This window comes from Engelhardtia mirabilis (genome assembly GCF_007748095.1).
In the GTDB taxonomy this organism is placed as follows: Bacteria; Planctomycetota; UBA1135; order UBA1135.
Genome location: NZ_CP036287.1, coordinates 3,223,269 through 3,241,896, shown reverse-complemented (window position 1 = coordinate 3,241,896; position 18,628 = coordinate 3,223,269). Strand labels below are relative to the sequence as shown.

The 18,628-nt window shown below is 69.1% G+C and carries 18 protein-coding genes; 2 read left to right on the top strand and 16 right to left on the bottom strand.

The genetic code is table 11. From position 1 onward, the window contains the following. Positions 1 to 257: 257 nt before the first annotated feature. The 16 genes from pheT to Pla133_RS11810 all read right to left on the bottom strand — a co-directional run bounded on the left by pheT (position 258) and on the right by Pla133_RS11810 (position 16,028). A complete protein-coding gene (gene pheT, locus Pla133_RS11885) occupies positions 258 to 2,678 on the bottom strand; it encodes a phenylalanine--tRNA ligase subunit beta (RefSeq protein WP_145065440.1) in 2,421 nt (806 codons plus the stop codon). Then, on the bottom strand, positions 2,678 to 3,721 hold the full coding sequence (gene pheS, locus Pla133_RS11880; RefSeq protein ID WP_145065438.1) for a phenylalanine--tRNA ligase subunit alpha: 1,044 nt from the start codon (positions 3,719 to 3,721) through the stop codon (positions 2,678 to 2,680). The genes pheT and pheS overlap by 1 nt, the downstream gene beginning before the upstream one ends. 131 nt (positions 3,722 to 3,852) lie before the next feature. Then, positions 3,853 to 4,212, bottom strand: a complete 360-nt coding sequence (gene rplT / locus Pla133_RS11875) for a 50S ribosomal protein L20 (protein ID WP_145065436.1) — start codon at positions 4,210 to 4,212, stop codon at positions 3,853 to 3,855. Between the two features lie 3 nt (positions 4,213 to 4,215). Beyond that, entirely contained in the window at positions 4,216 to 4,413 is a 198-nt protein-coding gene (locus Pla133_RS11870; RefSeq protein ID WP_145065434.1) for a large ribosomal subunit protein bL35, read from the bottom strand. 393 nt (positions 4,414 to 4,806) lie between these two features. Next, on the bottom strand, positions 4,807 to 5,319 hold the full coding sequence (gene infC, locus Pla133_RS11865; protein ID WP_145065432.1) for a translation initiation factor IF-3: 513 nt from the start codon (positions 5,317 to 5,319) through the stop codon (positions 4,807 to 4,809). A 144-nt stretch (positions 5,320 to 5,463) separates the two neighbouring features. Further along, complete coding sequence (aspS, locus tag Pla133_RS11860) at positions 5,464 to 7,287, bottom strand: aspartate--tRNA ligase (protein WP_145065430.1); 1,824 nt, start codon at positions 7,285 to 7,287, stop codon at positions 5,464 to 5,466. Further along, positions 7,284 to 7,703 carry an ATP synthase F1 subunit epsilon gene (gene atpC, locus Pla133_RS11855; protein ID WP_145065428.1) on the bottom strand — a complete coding sequence of 140 codons (420 nt, stop codon included), beginning with the start codon at positions 7,701 to 7,703 and terminating at the stop codon, positions 7,284 to 7,286. Before atpC ends, aspS begins: the two co-directional genes overlap by 4 nt. Positions 7,704 to 7,754: 51 nt before the next feature. Continuing rightward, positions 7,755 to 9,194: a F0F1 ATP synthase subunit beta gene (gene atpD / locus Pla133_RS11850; protein WP_145065426.1), complete on the bottom strand. Its 1,440-nt coding sequence runs from the start codon at positions 9,192 to 9,194 to the stop codon at positions 7,755 to 7,757. A gap of 63 nt (positions 9,195 to 9,257) precedes the next feature. Beyond that, a complete protein-coding gene (gene atpG / locus Pla133_RS11845; protein WP_145065424.1) occupies positions 9,258 to 10,166 on the bottom strand; it encodes an ATP synthase F1 subunit gamma in 909 nt (302 codons plus the stop codon). Between the two features lie 68 nt (positions 10,167 to 10,234). Further along, a complete protein-coding gene (gene atpA / locus Pla133_RS11840; protein WP_145065422.1) occupies positions 10,235 to 11,803 on the bottom strand; it encodes a F0F1 ATP synthase subunit alpha in 1,569 nt (522 codons plus the stop codon). Positions 11,804 to 11,981: 178 nt separating this feature from the next. Next, on the bottom strand, positions 11,982 to 12,542 hold the full coding sequence (gene atpH, locus Pla133_RS11835; protein ID WP_419192406.1) for an ATP synthase F1 subunit delta: 561 nt from the start codon (positions 12,540 to 12,542) through the stop codon (positions 11,982 to 11,984). Beyond that, complete coding sequence (gene atpF, locus Pla133_RS11830; RefSeq protein WP_145065418.1) at positions 12,539 to 13,072, bottom strand: F0F1 ATP synthase subunit B; 534 nt, start codon at positions 13,070 to 13,072, stop codon at positions 12,539 to 12,541. The genes atpH and atpF overlap by 4 nt, the downstream gene beginning before the upstream one ends. 214 nt (positions 13,073 to 13,286) lie before the next feature. Then, positions 13,287 to 13,538, bottom strand: coding sequence for an ATP synthase F0 subunit C (gene atpE / locus Pla133_RS11825; RefSeq protein ID WP_419192405.1), 252 nt, complete (start codon positions 13,536 to 13,538; stop codon positions 13,287 to 13,289). 162 nt (positions 13,539 to 13,700) lie between these two features. Beyond that, entirely contained in the window at positions 13,701 to 14,780 is a 1,080-nt protein-coding gene (gene atpB / locus Pla133_RS11820) for a F0F1 ATP synthase subunit A (RefSeq protein WP_145065416.1), read from the bottom strand. A 96-nt stretch (positions 14,781 to 14,876) separates the two neighbouring features. Beyond that, positions 14,877 to 15,365: a hypothetical protein gene (locus Pla133_RS11815; protein ID WP_145065414.1), complete on the bottom strand. Its 489-nt coding sequence runs from the start codon at positions 15,363 to 15,365 to the stop codon at positions 14,877 to 14,879. A gap of 267 nt (positions 15,366 to 15,632) precedes the next feature. Beyond that, positions 15,633 to 16,028: an AtpZ/AtpI family protein gene (locus Pla133_RS11810; RefSeq protein WP_419192404.1), complete on the bottom strand. Its 396-nt coding sequence runs from the start codon at positions 16,026 to 16,028 to the stop codon at positions 15,633 to 15,635. A 481-nt stretch (positions 16,029 to 16,509) separates the two neighbouring features. On the opposite strand from Pla133_RS11810, the gene ndk reads away from it, so the two are divergent. Then, positions 16,510 to 16,983 (top strand): nucleoside-diphosphate kinase, encoded by a 474-nt coding sequence (gene ndk, locus Pla133_RS11805; protein WP_145065412.1) that lies wholly within the window; start codon positions 16,510 to 16,512, stop codon positions 16,981 to 16,983. A 19-nt stretch (positions 16,984 to 17,002) separates the two neighbouring features. Further along, positions 17,003 to 18,583: an NFACT family protein gene (locus Pla133_RS11800; protein ID WP_145065410.1), complete on the top strand. Its 1,581-nt coding sequence runs from the start codon at positions 17,003 to 17,005 to the stop codon at positions 18,581 to 18,583. The last annotated feature ends 45 nt before the right edge of the window (positions 18,584 to 18,628 follow it).

The window sequence follows — 18,628 nt, the reverse complement described above, 5'->3', positions numbered from 1 at the left end:
CAGGGTCGCGGTCGGGGCGTGCATGAAGGGCCTCTGGCAAGGGAACGGGCTAGGGCGAGCGCGCTGGAGCCGAATCCCCGCGCCCCTCGTCCATCCGACCCTGTCAGTTGCTCACCGGACGCGCAACGGGCCCCGTCGCCCTCGGCTCGCGGGTTGCCTGCCAGCTCGTCGCGGCCCCGTCCGATAGTAGCCGGCGCCGCCCGCCCCACCCCGGAGGGTCCACGGGCAGGCCCGTCGCGGGGCGGCTGTCCGCGGCCCTATTCCCGCCGCAGCTCGAGGCCCTGGTGGGCCGCCGTGCGCTCCAGACGGTCGAGGTACTTGCGCTGGTCCTTGTCGTCGAGCGTCCGGTCGGCGGCCTGGAGCACCACGTGGTAGGCCAGGGACTTCTTGCCCTCGCCCACGCTGGCGCCGGCGTAGACGTCGAACAACTCCACGCTGGCCACCAGCCCCTTGCCGGCATGGTCGACGACCTTGGCCACGTCCGCCGCCGGGGTCTGGGCCGGCACCGAGAAGGCCACGTCGAGCTTCACGCCCGGGAAGCGCGGCACGGGCCGATAGTCGCTGACCGTGCGGTCGAGGGCCAGGATCGCGTCCAGAGAGACGCAGGCACCGCTGGCATCCCCATCGATCTCAAGGTCGCGGGTGACCTCCGGGTGGATGGCCGCCAGCAGGGCCACCCGCGCGCCGCCCCCGGCTCCCGTGGTGACGGCTTCCACCGCTTTGCCGGGGTGGGCCCAACCGGGCAGGTCCGCGGCCGCGCGCCGCCACTCGGGAGCGGGGGCGCCGACGACGTGGAGCAGGTCGTCGAGCACTCCGCGCAACCGCGGCAGGGCGCCGGCGTCGAAGCGTGCGTTGGCGGCGGGGCGGGGCGCGGCGAGGGCCAGGCCCAGCTCGTGGACCTCGGCCGGGTCGCCGCGCTCGCCGCGCCGCTCGGGCAGGTAGCCCTTGCCGATCTCGAACAGCCGCACGTCTCCGCGCTGACGGAGGTTGGGCCCGAGCTTCTGGAGCAGGGACGGAAGCACCGAGCGGCGGACCTTGGACTCGCCCTCGGCCACCGGGTTGATCACCTCGACATAGGCCGCGTCGGCCCCGCGCGTGGCGCGCAGTAGGTCGTTCGACTGGAAGCTGTAGCCGAGCGCCTCGTGGAAGCGCGCCGAGCCGGACAGGCGATCCTGCAGTGCCCGGACCAGTTCGCGGCGATGGTCCCGCGGCGGGGGCGCCACTTCAGCCACCAACTTGGCCCCTGGGATCGCGTCGTAGCCGACCGTGCGGCCGACCTCTTCGATCAAGTCCTCGGCGATGGTGACGTCCTTCGTGGCGCGCCAGGTAGGCACGTCCACGGTCAGCACCCCTCCGTCGATCGCAACGCCGAAGCCCAGGGCGCCCAGGTGCGCCGCGATCTGCTCGTCACGCATGTCAACGCCGAGGATTCCGCGCACGCGCTCGCCGGGCAGCGCGATCCGCACCGACGGGACGGCCCAATCGCCCGCGTCGGTGATCGGCGAGGGCAGGGTCAGGGACGGTTGGATCTGGGCCAGAATCCGCACCAGGTGGCCCGCCGCCTCGAGCGCCAGGCACGGGTCGAGGCTCTTCTCGAAGCGCGCCGAGGCGTCGGTGCGCAGGGCCAGGCGCGCGGCGGTCCGGCGCACGGTGGTGCCGTGGAAGTTGGCGATCTCGAGCAGCAACTCGTTGGTGTCGCCCTCGACCTTGGAGAGCTCACCGCCCATGACCCCCGCGAGCGCGACCGGTTGGTCGCCGGAGCAGATCAGAAGGTCTGCCGGCGTCAGCCTGCGCTCCTCGCCGTCGAGGGTCTGGATGAGCTCACCCTCGCGGGCCTCGCGCACCTCGATCGAGCCGGCCAGGCGCCGGCGGTCGAAGAGGTGGTTCGGCTGACCCAGGTCGAGCATCACGAAGTTCGAGACGTCGACCAGGAGGTCGATCGGGCGCTGGCCGACGGCGAGCAGGAGGAGGCGCAGCCATTGGGGACTGGGCTCGGCGCGCACCCCGTCGATCGGCAGGGCCAGGTAGCGCGGGCAGCCCGGGGTCTCCACCCGCACGGGGTAAGGCTCGCCGGACCCGGTCTCGGGCAGGGACGTATCCAGGGACTTCAACTCGCGGCCGAGCAGGGCCGCCAGCTCGCGCGCCATGCCGCGGTGCCCCCACAGGTCCGGGCGGTGGGTGACCGACTTGTTGTCGATCTCGAAGACCCAATCCGCCAGGCCCAAGGCCTGCGCCACCGAGCGCCCCACCTCGGGCTCGCCGGGCAGGACCCAGATCCCGTCGTGCTCGTCGCCCAGGTCCAGCTCGCGCACGGAGCAGATCATCCCGGCCGACTCCTGGCCGCGGATCTTGCCCTTCTTGATCTTGAAGTCGCCGGGCAGGACGGTGCCGATGGTGGCCACGGCCACACGCTGTCCGGCGGCCACGTTGGGCGCGCCGCACACGATCTGCAGCGGCTCGCCCTGGCCTACGTCGACACGGCAGACGCTGAGCTTGTCGGCGTCCGGGTGGGCGGTGCGCTCGAGAACGTGACCCACGGTCACGTCCGAGAGGTGGGCGGCAAAGGGCTCGACACCCTCGACCTCGGCCACATGCAGCGTCAAGAGGCGCGCGACCTCCAAAGGGGTCACCCCGGACAGGTCGACGTGACGCTCGAGCCAGCGGTAGGAGACCTGCATCAGAACTGCTCCAGGAAGCGGAGGTCGCCGCCCATGAACTGGCGGATGTCGTCGACGCCGTAGCGCGTCATCACGAGTCGATCGAGGCCGAAGCCGAAGGCGAAGCCGGTCAGGGCCGAGACGTCGACGTCGTCGCGCCCCGCGAAGCCGGCCTCGAGCACGCGCGGGTGGACCATGCCGCAGCCGCAGAACTCGATCCAACCCGAGCCCTTGCACACGCGGCAGCCCTTGCCGCCGCAGAAGGCGCAGCCCATGTCGAACTCGAAGCCGGGCTCGACGAAGGGGAAGAAGCCCGGCCGCAGGCGCACCGGCACCTCGCGGTCGAAGAGCTGGGTCAGGAAGTTCTTGAGCGTCCAGGTCAGGTGGCCGACCTGCACGCCGTGCCCGACGACCAGACCCTCCACCTGGTGGAAGGTGTGCTCGTGGGTAGCGTCCTGTTGCTCGTTGCGAAACACCCTGCCCGGCGCGATCACGCGGAAGGGCGGCGTCATGCGCTCCATGGCGCGGATCTGCACCGGCGACGTCTGGGTCCGCATCACCAGGGTGTGCTCGCGGTCGCAGTAGAAGGTGTCCTGCTCCTCGCGGCTGGGGTGGTCGACCGGGATGTTGAGAGCCTGGAAGTTGTAGTAGTCCAGCTCCACCTCGGGCCCGTCGAGGACCTGGTAGCCCATGGAGCTGAACAGGTCCTCGACCTCGCGCCGCACCTGGGTCAGGGGGTGCAAGGAGCCGCGCTCGAGGCGCGCGCCGGGCAGGGTCGGATCGAAGTCGTCGGCCGCGAGCTCGGCCGCCAGGCGTCCCGCCGCCAGGGCCGCGCGGCCATCGGCCAGGGCCGCCTGGACCGCCTGCTTGAGACCGTTGGCGGATTGACCGAACTCTCGCCGCTCGGTGGGCTCGAGGGTCGGGATCGAAGCCAAGAGGCCGGCGATCACGCCGCCCTTGTCGAGGTACTCGCGCTCGATGGCGCGCAGTCCTTCCTCGTCGGAGGCACGCGCGATGCGTTCCGCCGCGGTGCGCTGGAGATCGTCGAAGTCGACTTGAGTCATGCCGGTTCGTCCTGGGGCCCGCGCGGCCAACGCCGGAGGCCGGTTCGGTCGTGAAACGCAAACGCTCCGCCGCAGGCAGGACCTGCAGGCGGAGCGTCGTTCGTGCGGGGGCGACTTCGTCGCCCGTCAGCTCAACTGCCGCAGGCCGCCTTGGCCTTCTCGACCAGGGTGTCGAAAGCGGCGGGATCGTGAATCGCGAGCTCGGAGAGCTGCTTGCGGTTCAAGTCGATCTGCGACGCCTTGAGGCCGTTGATGAAGCGCGAGTAGGTGATCCCACGCTGACGCGCCGCGGCGTTGATGCGCAGGATCCACAGGCGGCGGAACTGGCGCTTGCGCTGCTTGCGATCCCGGAAGGCGTAGGCCCAGGAGCGCAGCAGGGTCTCGCGAACCGTGCGCCAGAGCTTGCGGCGCCCGCCGCGGAAGCCCTTGGCCTGCTTGAAGTAGCGACGCTTCTTCTGACGACGCGGGGCACCGTAGGTAACGCGAACCATGGGTTACTTCCCTCCCATCATTCGGCGCATGAGCGTGGCCCAGGTGCCGGTGAGGATGATCGGCTTGCGGTTGGCGCGGCGGGACTTGGCGTCCTTGCTCGCGTGCATGTGGCCGCGACCGGTACGGCTGCCGACGACCTTGCCGGACTTGGTGACCTTGAAGCGCCGCTTGACGGAGCCTCGGGATTTCATCTTGGGCATGGCTGACTCTTCCTTGCGCGCCCTCGGGCGCTCTCGTTGGTCCCCGGTCGCAGGCGTGCCCGCACCGCTCGCAGGGGCCGGGGAACGGATCCCCGGGCTTGAATGAGGAGCGAAGAGGATAGCGATCGGCCAGGCCGGATCAAGGGTGGAGCTGGCTGAGTGCCGCGGTGGACCCAACGGCTCGGGCCTGCGCCGCAGCGGGCCCGGGCTGGGATGGGGCCAGGGCGCCATCCAATCAGGACCGCACCCGGTCAAGTCCCCATCGACCCGCGACGGAGGGAACCACGTCGAGCCGCGACCTGGGCAGCGAGCACCCGGAGTCCTGGGCGCCGGCGATCCCCTCGGCGCGGGCCGCGCCGTGGCGCGATCCCCCGCGCCGAAAGGGGGCTCCGATCAGCGCTTGGCCAGCATCATCGTCATCCGGTTGCCAGCCATCTTGGGCGGCGACTCGACCTTGGAGATGTCCTCCAGGTCGCGCGCCACGGTCCGCATCACGTCGTAGCCGTGCTCCGGGTGCGCCATCTGGCGACCGCGGAAGATGCAGACGACCTGGACCTTGTGGCCCTCCTCGAGGAACTTGCGCCCGTTCTTGAGGCGGTACTCGAGGTCGTGCTTGTCGATTGCGGGCCGGACTCGGAGCTCTTTCAGGCCGCTGACGACCCGCCCCTTCTTGCCGCTGGCCCGTTCCTTCTTCTTCTGGTCGTACTTGAACTTCCCGAAGTCCATCACCTTGCAAACGGGTGGACGGGCGTTCGGGGAGACCTCGACCAGGTCGAGTCCGGCCTCTTGGGCCAGGACCTTGGCGCGATCGATCGACACAACGCCGACCGGCTCGCCGTCAGCTCCGATGAGGCGCACCTCTCGAGAGCGAATCTGTCGGTTAACCCGGTAATTCTGACTGGCCACGTAGCTCCTTGTCCTGATGGACGAATGGGTTGATGTCCCGGGGGCGCGGACGAGCTTAGGTCGGCCCCCCGCAGGCCGCTACCCCGGTTCGGGTCGGCTGCAGGGTACATCCCCCACAGCCAGCCCGAGCACCTCGAGGACGGGTCACGCGGACCCGTCGCGCTCGAGGGCCTTGCCGGCGGGTGCCACGTGCACCTCCGCCAACTGGTCAGGCGCCACCCGCGAGGGCGCGCCACACATGAGATCGGCCGCGGAGGTGGTCTTGGGGAAGGCCACCACGTCGCGAATGCTGTCCAGGCCCAGAGTCAGGGCCACCAGCCGGTCGAGGCCCACCGCGAAGCCCCCGTGGGGCGGCGCGCCGTACGACAGGGCCTCCAGCAGGAACCCGAACTTGAGCTGCTGCTCGGACGCGTCGATTCCGAGCAGCTCGAAAACCCGCGCCTGGACGTCCTGGCGGTGGATTCGAATCGAACCGGAGCCCAGCTCCCAGCCGTTGAGGACCAGGTCGTAGGCCCGGGAGACGAGCTTCGAAACGTCCGGCTCGTCCCCGCCCAAGGTCTCGTCCTCGGGGCAGGTGAAAGGGTGGTGGGAGCTGAAGTAGCGCCCTGCCGCCTCATCGAACTCGAACATCGGGAAGTGGGTCACCCAGAGGAAGTTCCACTGGGCGCCGTCCCCGGTCGCCGGGGGCAGCAGGTCGAGCTGGCGCGCCAGACGCAGGCGCAGGTCGCCCAGCACCCGCCACACGATCCGCTCGGCGTCCGCCCCGAACAGCAGCAGGTCGCCATCCGTGGTCGCGCCGTCGACGGCCGTGAGCGCCAGCAATTCCTCGCCCACCGCCCCGTCCATGAACTTGGCCACTGGGCCGGCGGCTCCGCCCTCCTCGCCCGGCTTCCACCACGCCAGGCCCTTGGCGCCGAGATCCTTGGCCGCTGACTCGAGGGACTTGAGCTGTCCGCGGGAGACGGAGCTACCGCCGCCGGGCACGCGGATCGCCATCACCCGGCCGCCGGCCTCGAGCGCGCCTTGGAAGACGCGGAACTCACAGGTCGGAACCCATTCCGCCAAGTCCACAAGCTCCATGCCGAAGCGAGTGTCGGGCTTGTCCGAGCCGAAGCGATCCATCGCCTCCTCCCAGCGCATGCGCGGGAACGTCTGGGGCAGCTCGAGGCCCATGTTCTCGCGGAACGCGCGGCCCATGACCCCTTCCCAGACCGCGAAGACGTCCTCTTCGTGGACGAAGGACATCTCCATGTCGAGCTGCGTGAACTCGGGCTGGCGATCTGCCCGCAGGTCCTCGTCGCGGAAGCAGCGCGCGACCTGGAAGTACCGGTCGTAGCCGGCCACCATCAGGATCTGCTTGAAGATCTGCGGCGACTGCGGGAGTGCGTAGAACTGCCCCGGGTGCACACGACTGGGCACCAGGTAGTCCCGGGCTCCCTCCGGCGTGGCCCGCGTCAGCACCGGAGTCTCGACCTCGATGAACTCCTGGTCCTCGAAGGCCCGCCGAATCGAGGCGATGAACTTGGAGCGGTGGATCAGGTTGCGCTGCAAGGGCCCGCGGCGCAGGTCCAGGTAGCGGTAGCGCAGGCGTGTGTCGACCGCCGCGTCGAGGTTGTCGATGATGTCGATCGGCGGCGTCGGCGAGGGCGAGAGGACCTCGATCCGCTCGGTTCGAACCTCGATCAGGCCGGTCGGCCGGTCCGGGTTCGGGTTCTCCCGCTGGACCACCTTGCCGTGCACACCGAGCACGAACTCGGTCGAGAAGGGCAGGGCGTCGGACTGCTCCGGGGTCAGCGTGACCTGGGTGATGCCGTAGCGGTCACGCAGGTCGACGAAGTAGATGCCGCCGTGATCCCGGCGCGCATCAACCCAACCGTTCAGCACGACGGACTGACCGACGTTCGCCTCGCGCAACTCACCGCAGGTATGGGTGCGCAGCCAGTCGGGCCGTGAGTGCGAGCTCGTCACAGACTCCGTCGCTTGGTGCGAATGCGCATCATCGCCCGCCGCAGGGCCAGCTGGGCACGCAGGGTGTCCACGTCGGCGATCCCGGCCGAGATCCCGGAGTCGAGCCGCTCACGGGCGCGCTTCTCGGCTTCCTCGGCCCGCGCCACGTCGATCGTGCCCGCGGTCTCACCAACCGGCGCGACGACGCGCACGGTGTTGTCGCTGACTTCGGCGAAGCCGCCACCGACGAAGACAGCGTGGGCCACGCCCTTGCTGTCCTTGTAGTCCAGCGGGCCGAAGTCCAGGGCCGCGATCATGTGAGCGTGCCGCGGCAGCACGCCCATGAACCCGTCGATGCCGGGCAGGCGCACCGACGTAACGGTCTCGTCGATCAGGATCTTGTCGGGCGTGATCACCCGCAGCGTCATCTCGGCCATGGCAGTTCTATCCGTGCAGGAAGGCTATGCGAGGCAGGTGAGGCGAGTGCCTCAGCCTTCCATCTTGCGAGCGGCCTCGAGCACGGCATCGATGCCGGCCTTGTACATGAAGGCCTGCTCGGGAACCGAGTCGTGCTTGCCCTCGATGATCTCCTTGAAGGAGCGCACCGTGTCCTCGCGGGGCACGAACACCCCGGGGGTACCGGTGAACTGCTCGGCCACGAAGAAGGGCTGGGACAGGAACTTCTGGATGCGGCGCGCCCGCGCGACGACCTGCTTGTCCTCGTCCGAGAGCTCTTCGACGCCGAGGATGGCGATGATGTCCTTGAGATCCGCGTAGCGTTGAAGGATCCGCTGGGTCTCGCGGGCCACGTTGTAGTGCTCCTCACCGACGACCTGGGGGTCGAGCATCCGCGAGGTCGACTTGAGCGGATCCACGGCGGGGTAAATGCCCAGCTCCGCGATCGAGCGCTCGAGGAGGATGGTCGAGTCCAGGTGGGCGAAGGTCGCCACCGGCGCCGGGTCGGTGATGTCGTCGGCAGGCACGTAGACCGCCTGCATCGACGTGACCGAACCCTTCTTGGTCGAGGTGATGCGCTCCTGCAGAGCGCCCATCTCGCTGGCCATGGTCGGCTGGTAACCCACGGCCGAGGGCATCCGGCCCAGGAGCGCCGAGACCTCGGAGCCAGCCTGGACGAAGCGGAAGATGTTGTCGACGAACAGCAGCACGTCCTGGCCCCGCTCGTCGCGGAAGAACTCGGCCATCGTCAGGCCCGAGAGGGCCACGCGCAGACGCGCGCCCGGGGGCTCGTTCATCTGCCCGAAGACCAGCACGGCGTTGTCGATCACGCTCTGCTCGTCTCCCTCGGGGGTCGTGTACTTGGCCTCGGACATCTCCAGCCAGAGGTCGTTACCCTCGCGGGTGCGCTCCCCCACGCCGCAGAAGACCGAGAAGCCGCCCTTCTCCACTGCGGTGATCCGGATCAGCTCCTGGATCAGCACGGTCTTGCCGACTCCAGCGCCCCCGAAGAGGCCGATCTTGCCGCCCTTCGCGAAGGGGCAGAGCAGGTCGACGACCTTGAGGCCGGTCTCGAAGACTTCACTGATGGCCTCCTGCTCGTCGAAGGCCGGGGCCGGACGGTGGATCGGCGCCATCTGACCGTCCTCGAAACCGCCGCGGGCGACGGTGTCGAGGGGCTGCCCGAGCAGGTTGAAGATGCGCCCCTTGGTGCGCTCTCCCACCGGGACCATGATCGGCGAGCCGGTGTCATCCACCGAAACGCCGCGGCGCAGACCGTCGGTCGAGGCCATGGCCACGCAGCGGACCACGTTGTTGCCGAGGTGCTGGGCGACTTCGAGGGTGATCGTCGACTCGACGCCCTCGTCGATAACGAGGGAGTTGTAGATCGCCGGCAGGTGGCCCGCCGGGAAGCGGACGTCGACGACGGGACCGAAGATCTGAGCGACGGTGCCGGGGTTCGCGGAGGTCATGGCTGAGGGCTCGTGGAACGAAGGAGCGTTCGTGCGGGTGAGGGTGGTGGTCTGCTGTGCGGGTCAGCGGACCGCTTCGGCGCCGCCGACGATGTCGAGCAGCTCCTTGGTGATCGTCTCTTGACGCAGTCGGTTGTAGAGCAGCTTCAGCTCGCCCTGCATGTCCGAAGCCGCGTCGGTCGCGTTCTTCATCGAAGCGCGGCGGCTGGCGTACTCCGAGGTGAGCGATTCGATCAGCGCGTTGTAGATGCGCGTCTCGAGGTAGCGCGGAATCAGGGAGTCGAAGATCGAGTTCGCGTCGGGCTCGAGCAACACGTCCCCGCCGGCGGCGAGGTCCGACGACCCGTCGCTCCCCGAATCGCCGGCGCCGAGGGCGTCCGGTGCGATAGGCAGGAAGGGCACCGATTCCGGTACGTACTTGGCGGCCGAGATGAAGGCCGTGAAGATCATCTTCACGTCCCGGTACGCGCCGGTCTCGAAGGCCTGGGTCAGGACCGCCGCGGTGCGCGCCGCGTTGGGGAAGTCGATTTCCTCCAGGGGCGGCTCGACCAGGTAGCGCTCCACCTTGTGGCCGCGCTTGGTCAGGTACTTGTACCCCTTGCGGCCGTACACGAAGAAGTGCACCGACGAGTTGTCGCCGCTCTCCTTGCGAGCCAATAGCCACTCCTCGAGCACGCGGAACACGTTGGCGTTGTAGCCGCCGCACAGACCTCGGTCCGAGGTCACCAGCAGCACGGCCGTGGCCTCGCCAGCACCCGGCTTGAACAGCGGGCGATCGGCCAGGTCTTCGCCGAGCACGCCAGCGAGACGCCCCACCAGACCGGTGATCTCCGTCGCGTAGGGACGCGAAGCGACCGCACGATCCTGGAAGCGACGGAGTTTGGTCGAGGCGACCATCTCCATCGCTCGCGTGATCTGCTTGATGTTGCCGACGGATTTGATCCGTCCGCGAAGCTCACGAATGCCAGCCATCGGGTGGGTTGGAACCGAGTGTGTGGGGACCGGGTGCGGGAATGCGACTCAGGCTCGGACGGTCGCGGTCAGGCGTTGACCTGGGCCTTGACCGACTTGGCCAGGCTGTCGAGCTTGGCCTTCGACTCGTCCGACAGCTTCTTCGTGTCCTTGAGCTCCTGGACGATCTCCGGGGCCGAGGAGTTGACCGTCTCGCGGAAGGCCTGCTCGAACTCCCCCACCTTGCCGGCGGGGAGGTCGTCGAGGGCACCCGAGGTGCCGGCGTAGATGATCATGATCTGATCCTCGACACCGACCGGGGCGTACTGGGGCTGCTTGAGGATCTCCACCAGACGCTCACCGCGGATCAGGGTCTGCTGGGTGGCCTTGTCCAGGTCGGAACCGAACTGGGCGAAGGCCTGCAGGCTGCGGTACTGGGCCAGCTCGAGGCGCATACCGCCGGCGATCTTCTTCATGGCCGGGATCTGCGCCGCGCCGCCGACTCGGGAGACCGAGATACCGGCGTTCACGGCCGGGCGCACGCCCGAGTTGAACAGGTCCGACTCGAGGAAGATCTGACCGTCGGTGATCGAGATCACGTTGGTCGGGATGTAGGCCGAGACGTCGCCCTCTTGGGTCTCCACCACGGGCAGCGCGGTGATCGACCCCCCGCCAGCCTTGTAGCGCGGGTTGATCTTGGGCGCTTCGTCGGAGAGCTTCGCCGCGCGCTCGAGCAGACGGCTGTGCAGGTTGAAGACGTCGCCGGGGAAGGCTTCGCGACCCGGGGGACGACGCAGCAGCAGCATGACCTGGCGGTAGGCCAGGGCCTGCTTGTACAGGTCGTCGTACATGATCAGCACGTGGCGACCGGCGTCGCGGAAGCGCTCGGCCATGGTGCAGCCGGCGTAGGCCGCCAGGTACTGCATCGAGGCCTCGTCGTTGGCCGAGGCCGAGACGATGATCGTGTAGGGCATGGCGCCGGCCGCCTCGAGACGACGGGCCACGTCGACGACCGTCGACTGCTTCTGCCCCATCGCGACGTAGACGCAGATCACCTGCTCCGGGTTGGTCGGGTCGCCGCCGCCGGTGCGCTTCTGGTTGATGATCGAGTCGATCAGGAGGGCCGTCTTGCCGGTCTGACGGTCGCCGATGATCAGCTCGCGCTGGCCGCGACCGATCGGGATCATGGCGTCGATGGCCTTGATGCCGGTCTGCATGGCCTCGGTCACCGGCTGGCGCTCGACCACCGAAGGCGCGGGCTGCTCGATGGGCAGGTAGTCGTCCGCGGTGACGGCCATCGGACCGCGTCCGTCGACGGGGTCACCCAGGGCGTTGACCACGCGACCCAGCAGGGCGTCGCCGGTCGGCACCGAGATGATGCGCCCGGTGCTCTTGACCTCGTCGCCCTCTTTGACCTTGGTCGCCGAGCCGAGGAGCACGCAGCCGACGTTGTCCTCTTCGAGGTTGAGCGCGACCCCGCGCACGCCGCCGGGGAACTCCAGCAGCTCGTTCATCATGCAGTCGTCGAGGCCCCAGACGCGCGCGACGCCGTCGCCGACGTACAGCACGGTGCCGACGCTCTGCATGTTGGCGTCGCCCTGGTAGCTCTCGATTTCCTTCTCGAGGATCGAGGTGACTTCTGCGGGACGAAGGTCCATGGGTTCTTGGAGTCGGTTGTGTCGGCTGGACTCGATGGTCGCGGCCGCGGAGGGTGTTCGGGACGATCCGCCGGTGCGAATCGATGGGTCAGAGCGGGTCGGTCGGTGCCGGCAGGGCCGGCCCCGTATGACAGTGAGGCCAGTCGGACAGGATTCAGTCAGTCGGAGCGGATCGGTCTCAGGCTCGGGCAGCAGCGCTGAGCGGCGCGCGGTTCATTCGGTCTCGTAGCCCGGCCAGGCGGCCCTTGACCGAGTAGTCGATCATCGAGCTGCCGACAATCACTCGAATGCCTCCGACCAGGTCGGGGACGATGCGGTTGTCGAGCAGGACTTCCTTGCCCATGCGGGCCCGAAGTCCGGTCTTCAGCTCGTCGAGCTGCTCGCCAGACAGGGGCCGAGCGCTCTCGACCACACCGTCGACGGCTCCGCGTTCGGTCAGTTGCTTCGCACGCAGGGCGTCGCCCAGCGAGAGCAGCACGCCGTCGCGGTTGCGGTCGAACAGCAGTCGAACCAGGTTCTGGGTCAGCTGGTGCATGCCGCCCAGGAGCGGGTCCAGGATCTTGATGCGCTGTTCCGCTGCGAAGCGCGGGTTGAAGAGGTAGGCGCGCACCTTCGGGCTGGCGATCTCGGCAGTCAGACGCTCGACATCGCCGAGCACGGACTCGAGGGCTCCGGCCTTCTGTGCGAGGGCGTAGAGCGCCTCCGCGTAGCGCGCGCTGACGGCGTCGAAGCTGCTCACTGGCTCGCGCCTCCGACCAGCTCGGTGACCATGCGCCGATCGTCGTCGCTGCCCACGTTCCGCTCCAGCACCTTCGATGCCGCGGACAGGGACAACTCGACGACCTCGCTGCGAATCGCCGCGATGGCCTTGTCCTGCTCGGCGCGGATCTGCGACCGAGCGTTCTCGAGCAGGGCCGTCGCTTCCGCCTTGGCGGCGTCCACGAGCTCGCGCTCGCGGGTCTCCGCGCGCTCGCGGGCCTGGGTCAGGAGCTTCTGGGCCTCCACGCGAGCTTCACCCAGCCGCACCTCGACCTCGGCCCGGGCGGCCTCGGCGTCGGCACTGGCCTTCTCGGCCTGGGTGATGGCGCGCTTGGCCAATTCGTCACGCTCGAGGAGCGCGCGAGTGACCGGGCCCATGACCATCGTCCAGATCGGCCACAGGGCCAGAAGGAAGATGGCCCAGGTCCAAAGGGCGCCGCCCGCGAACGTGAGCTCGAAGGGGTTGAAGCCCCCTTCTGCGAGCAGCGGGAAAGCCGTGAGTTGGATCATGGGGTCGGGGTCCAGCGATCGCTAGGTACGGGTAACGATGCAGCGCGGGTAACGATGCAGCGCGGGTGACGACGCGGCGTGGTGAACGATGGTTTCGGCGCGCAGCGCTGGGCTTCGCGCCTCGCCGACGTGGACCCCGAGGGGTCCTCGAGCGAGGGCGGCGTGCGTGCCCGACGCCTACCAGGCGTCGGGCGCTACCCACCGCGATTGCTTGTCAGCCGAGGGCGACGAGCAGGGTCACGACGACGGCGAAGAGGGCGACACCCTCGATCAGCGCCGCGAAGAGGATCGACGCGCCGCGGATGTCGGCGGTCGCCTCGGGCTGGCGGGCGATGGCCTCGTTGGCCTGGCCGCCGATACGGCCGATGCCGAGGCCGGCACCGAGGGGAGCGAGACCGGCGCCGAGGGCGGCACCCATCTTGGCCATGTAGGCGGCGGCGGCAGGCTCAGAGATCTCTTGCAGCATGGAATCCGAAGTCGGTAGGCGAGCCAGCCGATCGGCGAGCTCGAGGGGTTGGTGGGATGTTGATTCGGGGACGCGACGCTCTGGGTGTCAGGTCCCGCCGGACGGGACTGGACTCCAGTCGCGTCTGCGACGCGGAGCCCAGTGTTCGATCGATGCCGTCGATCAGTGCTCGGGGTGCAGCGCCCCGCTGATGAAGAGCACGGACAGTTGGGTGAAGATGTAGGCCTGCAGCAGCGCCACGAAGGCCTCGATGATCATGATGAAGACCGCGAAGCCGATCCACAGGGGCGTGGTCGCGATGCCGACGCCAGTGCCCATCGACTGGGCCATGTAGAAGATCAGGCCCAGGAAGGAGAGCACCACCAGGTGCCCACCCATCATGGTCGCGAAGAGTCGGATCATCAACGCGACCGGCTTCACCACCAGACCCATCAGCTCGACGGGGATCATGATGATCAGCAGGGGCGCGGGCACGTGCGGGATCAGGGTCTTCCAGAAGGTCAGCGGACCCTGGGCGATCATCCCGCCGACGATCATGATCCCGAGGGTCATCATCGCCAGGGCGCCGGTGACGAAGACGCTGGCGGTGGGCGTCGCCGACCACGGCAAGAGCCCCATCAGGTTCATGAACAGGATGAAGAAGAAGATCGCGAGGAAGAAGGGCAGGAACTTGCCCCCCAACTCGCGCCCCATCGCGGGGTTCACGACGTCGTCGCGCAGCCAGGTGGCGAAGCCCGCGAAGAAGCGCGAGATCACGTCGCCGTGGCCGGTCCGCAGGTAGTTCGGCACGCCCCAGAAGCCGATCAGGATCAGCAGCACCGCGGCGATCTGGAAGATCTGCAGGTTGGTCAGGACCAGAGCCGGAGAGTCCGCGTCCCCGGTCATGTCGAAACCCGCCAGGAAGCCAGGCAGGGGCGCGGTCAGAACTCGGCTTCCGGCACCGTGTGAATCGGCACCGGCTTCCGTGTGCGAATCGGCCGCATGTCCGTCGGCGCCATGGTCCTGAGCGGCTTGCTCGACCGAGCCGTGAGCGGCGTCAGTCGCTTCATCGGCACCGTGCGCCTCATCGGCACCGTGATCGCCGTGACCGCCGGTCATCAACTGCGCGGGCAGGACGTGCGCGAAGAGCTGCTGGAAGACGTCGGGGTCATCGTGGTGCGGCACGAACTTGATGTTCAATGCGATGGCACCGACGATCACAGCGATCATCGCCAGGGCGCGGAGGTTGAGCAGGTTTCCCATCCGGATGCAGCTACTGCGGGGAGCGGGTTGGCGGAGCCGACGTTGGGGAGGGTGAGAGGGGGACGTGCCGGGGGAGGCGGAGTTGAATCGGTGGGGTCAGGCTTCGAGCGAAGCGCGGACCGCCGATTGAATCGAGTCGTTGGTGGCGAGTGCGTCGTTCGAGCGGGGCGCGCTCGATCCGGCCGCTCCAGCTTCGGTAGCCCCGGTTCCAGTGCGGGACTGCGCCTTCAACCGACGCATGGTGTCACCGGCGCCGACGATCAAGGCCAAGACTGCGACCGGTGCGAAGGCAACGACGAAAGCGCGCCAGTCCGCGCGCTCGGCGGCGAAGGGTACGTAGCGCAGGATCGCTGCGCCGATCAAGAGGCAGAACATCTTGACCACCATGAACAGGCCGAGCACGCCCACCGCGAGGTTGGGGCGCGTCGCCAGGACCTGTCGCTGGTAGGCCATCCCCAACCCGGTGAGGCCCGCCGCGAGCAAGGATCCGAGCAGCACGCCGGTGCCCTCGCGTCCACCGAGAATCCACGCAACCACGCCGGCGACGGCGCTGAGCAGGATTAGGCAGATGTTGGTGAGAGTCATCGCGATCGGCACCGATTCGCCGACTGGGGCGTCTCGGGTCGGTCAGTGGGGGGAGGTGTGTTGTCGAGGCCGAGCTGGTCGGCTTCAGGCAGGTGCTGTCGCTGTCGGTCGAGTCCAGTCGGTCGAGTCCAGTCGGTCGAGTCCAGTCGGTCGAGTCCAGTCGGTCGAGTCCAGTCACTCAGTCGCGTCAGTCTTCACTTCGCCAGGCCGGGCCCTGCCAGGTAGCTCGCGGGCCCAGGCCTTCGCGTCGTAGCGGCACCGCGTCGCTCAGGCATCGCCCTTGCCACGCCGTCGCTTCGAGCCGACGCCGCCGGCCTTCACGATCATCCAGGCCATGCCACTGAAGACGCCGAACAACGACAGGACCAGCGTGCCCCAGGGGCTCCAACCGAAGCGACCGTCGATCCAGAATCCGAGGCCCGCCGAGGCAGCGACGAAAGCCGCGAAGGTCAGGCCGAGCCCGGCAGCTCCCTGCCCGTACGACAGCGCGTCGCTGCCGCCCGGGAGAGGACTGTGTGCTTGCGCTTGGCCTCGACTTGCCTCGTCTCGACTTGCCTCGTCTCGGCTTGCCTCGTCTCGGCCTGCCTGTTCTTGGTCGTCGGCCCCGCGCGAGCGAGTCTCGTCGGGTCGACTGCCGCTGGTCGATCGTCTTGTATCGCTCACGAGCGCGTCATCGAAGGCCGGTGAGATTGACCGGTGAGAGAGAGCTGACGCGACTCGGAGCGTTCCGAATCGCGCTTTCGGCGAGCCAATCTAGAGCTGGCGGTCGCCGGGTCAACAGCGGGACGCGGGTTTCGACTCAAATCCAGGCGGCGCCGCCCCGCCCGTGCACGGGCCGGCCGACGACCCTGGGGAAGACTGCGACACTTTGTCGCACTCTCGCGCAGTCCATCCCTCGGCAGCCGACCCGGCGGCCCCGCGCCTTGCGCGGGCAGGCGGCCCCAGTAGACTCCTGCGCTCGAAATTCGCGCCGCAGCGGCCGGATTCGACCTGTCTGCCCCGCCTTGGAGCCAACACGGCTTCGCGGGCAGTCCGGCACCGCTGTCCTCTGTGCTGTCCACACAGCTGTCTCCTCCACGTCCCGCGCCCCATCCGCAGGACGACGCCCCACCACCGCCCCATCGGGCAACGCCCACGATCCGCAATGGAACGCACCCTCGTCCTCTGCAAGCCCGACGCCGTCCAGCGTGGCCTCGTCGGCCAGATCCTCACCCGCTTCGAGCAGAAGGGCTTGAAGCTGGTCGGCATGAAGCTGCGCCAGTTCCCCAAGGAACTGCTCGAGCAGCACTATTCCGACCACAAGGAGCGCCCCTTCTTCCCGAGCCTGGTCGGCTTCATGGGCTCCGGACCGGTGGTCGCCATGGCCCTCGAGGGCATCGACGCGATCGCCGTCGTGCGCGGTCTGATGGGCAAGACCAACGCCCGCGAAGCCGCTCCCGGCACCATCCGCGGCGACCTGGGGATGTCCTTCTCCAACAACCTCGTGCACGGCTCCGACAGCGCTGAGTCCGCGGCCAAGGAACTGGCACTCTTCTTCCCCGGCGCCGACGAGCTCGTCGACTGGACCCCCTGCACCCTGGAGTGGTCCTACAGCGTCGGCGAAGAGCTGAAGGGCTGAGGTTCACCTGGGTCCCACCATGCACGCGCTGCGCGCCTCGCACTTGGGGGAGCTCCTGGCTGAGCTTCGCCCCCTGTGCGAGGGCGCGCGCGTGCGCGAGATCCAGCCGCTGCCGCCCCGCGATCTGTTGGTGGTGCTGGAGCCGCTCGAGGAGGGCGGACCGGCGGTGCGGCGCATCCGCCTGTCCGCTGACCCCGAAGGACCGCGCGTCCACCTGCAGCAGGGCCGCGCCTTCAAGCACAGGGGCTCGGTCGGCTCCTTCTTCGACCGGGCTGCCGCGCTCTTGGTCGGCAGCACCCTGGCGGCGATCGAGCAGCCACGCGGCGACCGCATCGCCCTGCTGCGCTTCCGCGACGCCACGGGCGAGGTCCCGCGCCCGGCCCTGGTGGCCGAGCTGACCGGGCGGCACGCCAACCTGGTGCTGCTCGACGGCCGCGAGCTGGTGCAGGCGATCCTCGTGCCCCCGCCGAGCAAGGCGGGAGCGACCCCACGGCTGATCGTTGGCCAGCCCTGGACTCCCCCACCGGGCAAGCCGGGAACCGCCGCCGACGACGAGCCCCTCGCGATCGCCTTGCCGGAACCCGAGGTCGACGACGAGGACGCGCGGCCGCGCAGGATCGACGGGCCCCTGTCCTGGCGCGTCGAGTGGCACATCGGCGGCGCGGCCGACGGCGCGCGCACCGCGCGCGAGAGCAAGGGCGTGCGTCAGCGCCTCGAGCGCAAGCTGTCCCGGGCACGGTCCCTGGCGGACGGACTCGAGCGGCGTCGCGAGGCCGCCGCCGGCGCCGAGCGGGTCTTGCAGGACGCCGAGCTGCTCAAGGCCGCCATGGGTCAACTGCACCGCGGGCTCGAGTCGATCGAACTCCAGGACTGGTACGACGACGGCGCCACGCGCGTGATCGCTCTGGACCCCAAGCTCTCGCCCCAGGCCAACGTCCAGCGCCAGTTCGACCGCTACCACAAGCTGGAACGCAGCGCGGGCGAGATCGAGCGCGAGGCCGGCCTGGCCGCGAAGCGCATCGCCGCGATCGAGGGCCTCCTCGAGGATCTGGCCGAAGGCGCGGCGCCCGAGGAGATCGAGCAGCGCGCCGTGGCCGCCAAGTTCCTCGAACCCCTGGGTCAGGACCGCGCCAAGCGCGTCCAGGTCCAGGCCGCGCGACTGCCCTACCGGACCTTCACCGGCCGGGCCGGTGGCGAGATCCTGGTCGGTCGCAACGCGCGGGACAACGACCAGCTCAGCCTCCGCATCGCCCGCGGCAACGACCTGTGGCTGCATACGGCCGACTCGCCGGGCAGCCACGTGATCCTGCGGGTGGCCAAGGACCGTGAGCCCAACCAGGAGGACGTGCTGGACGCCGCCCACCTGGCGGCCCACTTCTCGCCCCTGAGGGACGCCGGGCGGGTGGCGGTGCACCTCGCCCTCCGCAAGCAGATCCGCAAGCCCAAGGGCGCCCCCCCCGGCATGGTCCAGGTGGGCGGCGGGAAGATCCGCCAGATCCGCATCGAGCCGGACCGGCTCGAGCGCCTCCTGAGCACCGACCGCGGGGGCGATGACCCCGGAGCGCCCGCGGGCGGGCCGGGCCCGGGCTCCGGTCGGTAGTCGCGCCGCCGCCGCGGGGTATCGTGTTGCACCCGACGGTCCAGC